Origin of the sequence: Methylobacterium nigriterrae (assembly GCF_037106235.1) — a bacterium.
GTDB lineage: Bacteria > Pseudomonadota > Alphaproteobacteria > Rhizobiales > Beijerinckiaceae > Methylobacterium > Methylobacterium nigriterrae.
Window position 1 is genome coordinate 1 of record NZ_JBAWTG010000245.1, and the last position, 4,208, is coordinate 4,208.

At 64.3% G+C, this 4,208-nt stretch carries 5 protein-coding genes and 1 pseudogene; 4 read left to right on the plus strand and 2 right to left on the minus strand.

Going from position 1 to position 4,208, the window contains the following annotated elements; genetic code table 11:
- Window positions 1-92: 92 nt before the first annotated feature.
- Window positions 93-437, minus strand: a pseudogene (locus WDW90_RS35310) (IS630 transposase-related protein); the annotation flags it as partial.
- Window positions 438-643: 206 nt separating this feature from the next.
- Between WDW90_RS35310 and WDW90_RS35315 the strand changes: the two are divergent.
- The 4 genes from WDW90_RS35315 to WDW90_RS35330 all read left to right on the plus strand — a co-directional run bounded on the left by WDW90_RS35315 (window position 644) and on the right by WDW90_RS35330 (window position 3,243).
- On the plus strand, window positions 644-1,657 hold the full coding sequence (locus WDW90_RS35315; protein WP_336492399.1) for an IS110 family RNA-guided transposase: 1,014 nt from the start codon (window positions 644-646) through the stop codon (window positions 1,655-1,657).
- A gap of 387 nt (window positions 1,658-2,044) precedes the next feature.
- On the plus strand, window positions 2,045-2,356 hold the full coding sequence (locus WDW90_RS35320) for a LysR substrate-binding domain-containing protein (protein WP_336492401.1): 312 nt from the start codon (window positions 2,045-2,047) through the stop codon (window positions 2,354-2,356).
- 265 nt (window positions 2,357-2,621) lie between these two features.
- Complete coding sequence (locus tag WDW90_RS35325; RefSeq protein WP_336492403.1) at window positions 2,622-2,807, plus strand: DUF3606 domain-containing protein; 186 nt, start codon at window positions 2,622-2,624, stop codon at window positions 2,805-2,807.
- Between the two features lie 13 nt (window positions 2,808-2,820).
- A complete protein-coding gene (locus WDW90_RS35330) occupies window positions 2,821-3,243 on the plus strand; it encodes a response regulator (protein ID WP_336492404.1) in 423 nt (140 codons plus the stop codon).
- A 47-nt stretch (window positions 3,244-3,290) separates the two neighbouring features.
- Here WDW90_RS35330 and WDW90_RS35335 read toward each other — a convergent pair whose 3' ends face one another.
- Window positions 3,291-4,073 carry a sensor histidine kinase gene (locus WDW90_RS35335; RefSeq protein ID WP_336492405.1) on the minus strand — a complete coding sequence of 261 codons (783 nt, stop codon included), beginning with the start codon at window positions 4,071-4,073 and terminating at the stop codon, window positions 3,291-3,293.
- Window positions 4,074-4,208: the final 135 nt, after the last annotated feature.

The following is a 4,208-nucleotide window of genomic DNA, read 5'->3' on the forward strand; positions in this document are numbered from 1 at the left end:
CCGCACCGCACGAACCCGCTTCCGCCGTGATCCCGATGCCTACCTCAGGGCGCTCGAACGGCAAGCCCAACAGCCGACTTTGCCGTCCTAGTTTTTTTGCGCGTGATGCCGTGTCGCTTGAAGAAGCGGGACAGGCTGCTGACTCCGATCCGCAGGCCGCGCTCGGCCAATTGGGTGCGCAACTCGCGCAGGAACAAGCCGGGCTGCGCCTCGTCGATCTGTCGGATCAGGTCAGCCCGGGCCTCAACCGCATGTGAGCGCTGGTCGCCGCCCATCGGCTTGGCGCGCGTGCGGCCCTCTCGCACGAAGGCTTCGTGCCAGCGCACCGCGCTGGCTGGGCTGACCGCAAAGCGCCGCGCCGCCTCCCGGCGCGAGGCTCCGCCCTCGATCATGGTGACGACCCGCTCACGCAGATCGGCGGATAGGGCTGAGGGCATTCGGCTCTCCCATCGGAAAGCCGCGCATCGAATCACATCCTGGTCCGCGCCGTAACCCCAGCCGATTCAAGCTGATCGGACACTGCTCTAGGGCACCAGGACCAGCTACGATGCGGTTGGGCGAGTGAACTGATGCGATGGATGCCCCCTTCGTCGGCATCGTACGATGCTGTTTAGCGCCAAGGTGGCGCGCGAAGGAGGAGCAGATGGCGGAGGTGCAGATACTCGCGATCGACCTGGCGAAGCGGAGTTTCCAGGTCTGCGCGAGCGACCGCGCGGGGTCGGTTCTATACAACCGGGTGATTTCGCGAACGAAGCTGGAGGCGCTGTTGCGGGAGCAGCCTCCTTGCATCGTGGCGATGGAGGCATGTGCCACAAGCCATTTCTGGGGCCGTCTGGCCGAAGCGCACGGCCACGAGGTGCGGTTGATCCCGCCTATCTATGTGAAGCCGTTCGTGAAGCGGCAGAAGAACGATGCGGCGGACGCCGCCGCGATCGCCGAGGCGGCGCTGCGGCCGAACATGCATTACGTCGCGGTGAAGAGCGCCGAGCATCAGGCGCGCGCAGTTGCTTATCGGGCCCACCAGTGTTTCGTCGGGCAGCGCACGCAGATCATCAACGCGCTGCGAGGCCATCTGGCCGAGTTCGGCCTCATCTTCGCGCAAGGCACGCCGCACCTGAAGGACATACGCGCGGCGATGCGGGACGAGACGATCGACCTTCCCCAAAGCGTCCGCGACATTGCCCGTCTTTATCTCGACCATATCGACGCATTGACGACGAGGATCGATGAGCTCTCGCTCGGGCTGCGCGAGGCGATGCAGGTCAGCGCGGAGATGCGGCGGCTTTGCACTGTCCCCGGCATCGGGCCGGTGACTGCCGGGGCAATCATGGCGTTCGCACCTGACCTGCGGACCTTCGCCAGCGGCCGGAACTTTGCCGCATGGCTGGGGCTCGTGCCGCGCCAGCGATCTACGGGCGGCAAGATCAGGCTCGGCTCAATGAGCAAGATGGGCCAAGGCGACATCCGCAAACTGCTGATCGTCGGTGCCATGAGCAGGATCCGGTGGATCGTCCGCAAGGGCGTCCTCCCTGACAACTGGCTTGGACGGCTGATGGCGCGCAGACCACGCATGGTGGCTGCCGTGGCGCTAGCCAACAAGATGGCGCGGATAATTTGGGCGATGATGACCAGGGAGCAGGATTACCGGTTGGCGTGATCCGCCGTCCTCGAAGGAGGCCGATGCGGTGAGCGCTCGGGGCCATGGCCCCGACAAGGAGATCGACTGACGATTATGCGGCAAGGACTTCAATGTTCACGACGCGGCTAACCAGTCCCGGGGCTCGAGCGTCACAAGCTCGCTGAACCGATGTGGCCCGCGTCGTTCGAATTGCATACCGGCCCGTGGCGTCGAAAAGCCACGACAAGAGGCCTGACACACGACCGATGAAGCGCCGCGCCAAAGAGAGTCAGAAAATCACCTTGCAAACCGGGGGGCATCCACACGACCCCGCGCGGTCGCTCGCGCAGACCTGGAAACTCCGCTTCGCCAGGTCGATCGCGAGTATCTGCACCTCCGCCATCTGCTCCTCCTTCGCGCGCCACCTTGGCGCTAAACAGCATCGTACGATGCCGACGAAGGGGGGCATCCATCGCATCAGTTCATGCGGCCAGCAGCGTCGATACGGTGCACGCCGCCTGCGTTGCCGGGGCAGGGCTTGCGCTGCTGACTTACTGGGATGTGGCGCAAGATTTGGCCAACGGCGCTCTCAAGGCTCTCACCCTCAAGGACGCTGAGCCGGAGCTGCTGGCCATCTGGGCAGTGCTTCCGACCCGGCAGCACATGCCTGCGCGGGTGCGTCGGTTCATTGATGGGCTGAAGGCCGACCTGACGCTGCCTTCCTCTCAAAGTTTTTGAACTATGCGAAGGGCGACCACCCTTAGGTTCCGTAACGCCCAGTCTGCGAGGGACGCCACGGCCCTGCCAAGGTCCAGTCGAGCAAGCCCTATTGGAACGCTGCGCCTGACAAGGTGATAAGCCGCGCAAGGCTGCCCAGTTCGTCAATTCGGCGGCAGGTACAGCAGAGCAGGCAACGAACTGCAAAACCGCACGTTGGTCAAATATCTCCCTACAATTTTCAGTAAGGCGTGACCTTTCCTGAAAAGGCGCGAGATTATCAATCATGTCTTCAGCCACGGCATCGGTTGCCCGCCGCAGCGAAATTCACATCGACATCTATGACGCGAAGGTGCGCTCCGCCTGGGCGGCCCGCCTTGGGGTGTCCGATGCTCAGCTCAGGAAGGCGGTGTGGCTGGTCGGTTCGCGGATCACGACCGTTGCCGGGCACCTAGGCGTTGCATCGCGCTGATGCGGCCACTTCCATGTTCACGGCAGCCAAGCACCACATTCATCCGCCGCTCGCCTCCGGTCAGGTTGGCATCCTCGTTGTCGAGGATGAGCCGCTGCTGCTGATGGACACAGCGCAGTCGCTCGAAGATGCCGGCCTGATCGTGTTCGAAGCGCACAACTCTCAGGAGGCGCTGGAGGTGCTTGCCGTCCGCGAAGACATCCACGTGATGATTACGGATGTCAGGATGCCGGGCGGACATCTGAACGGCTTTCAGCTCGCTAAGATGGTGGCGGCACGCTGGCCGGAGATCGGCCTGCTTGTCGTGTCCGGGCGGGTCAGGCCCGGTCCCGGCGACCTACCGATGAACGGGCGTTTCCTTGGCAAGCCCTATCTGCCCAAGGCACTCACGAGCAACGTCTTCGCGTTCGTGTCGCGCCAGAGTGGCAGCATCTGAGCTGCCACAAGCGAAGCGGCAGCCCGCCCGGTCCCAGGGGTGTGGGGTCACCTTCTGAGTTGAAATCCGCTCAGCGGCGCAACGAGGGAGCAGACAAGACCCTCCGGCGCATAGATTGTCCGAACCTCGCCGCCAACAGCGCCGGCCAAGCCGCGCTCGATTAGCCATGAGCCGAACCCTTTGCGGCTGGGCGGCGTGACCGGCGGGCCGCCCTGCTCCTGCCACGTCAGCCGCACAGTCTGCTCGCCGGGCTGCTCCGCAATGCCCCAACTGACATGCACCCGGCCGTTCGGCGTGCTCAGTGCGCCGTACTTGGCGGCATTGGTCGCCAGTTCGTGGATCATCAGCGCCAGCGACAGCGCTGCCTTCTCGCCCGTGCGCAGGGCCGGCCCCACCAGTGTGAAACGCCCGGGCTGCAGGTCGTCATGCAGTTCGAGCGCGCCCTGAATGATCTCGTGCACATCAGCGCTCTCGCCCTTCCCGGTCAGGAGGATATCGTGCGCCTTGCCCAGCGCGATCAGGCGAGCGATCAGCGCTTCCTGTGCCGTCTCAAGGTCAGGCGCGTTGCGCAGCGTCTGTGTGGCGATAGCCTGGACCATTGCCAGTGTGTTCTTGAGCCGATGGCTCAGCTCGTGATTGAGCGTGACCTGCTGCTCCTCGGCACGCAGGCGGGCGATACCGACCTGCACACGGTCGGCCACGTTGCGAGCGAAGGCGACGTCCTCCGGTGCCCATTCACGCGGTTCGGGACTGTGCACGTAGAACAGGCCGACCGTCCGGCCGCGCTCGCGCACCGGCACGTTCAGCATGGCGCGGATGTCGAGGCTCACAAGTGAACCGCTCCGGGATTTTCGGAGGCTCCAACTCTCTTGAGAGACTGGAGCCATGACGAAGCATATCCCACCTTTCTCCCCTGAGGTTCGCGAGCGGGCAGTCCGGCTGGTCCGGGAGCATGAGAGCGAGCA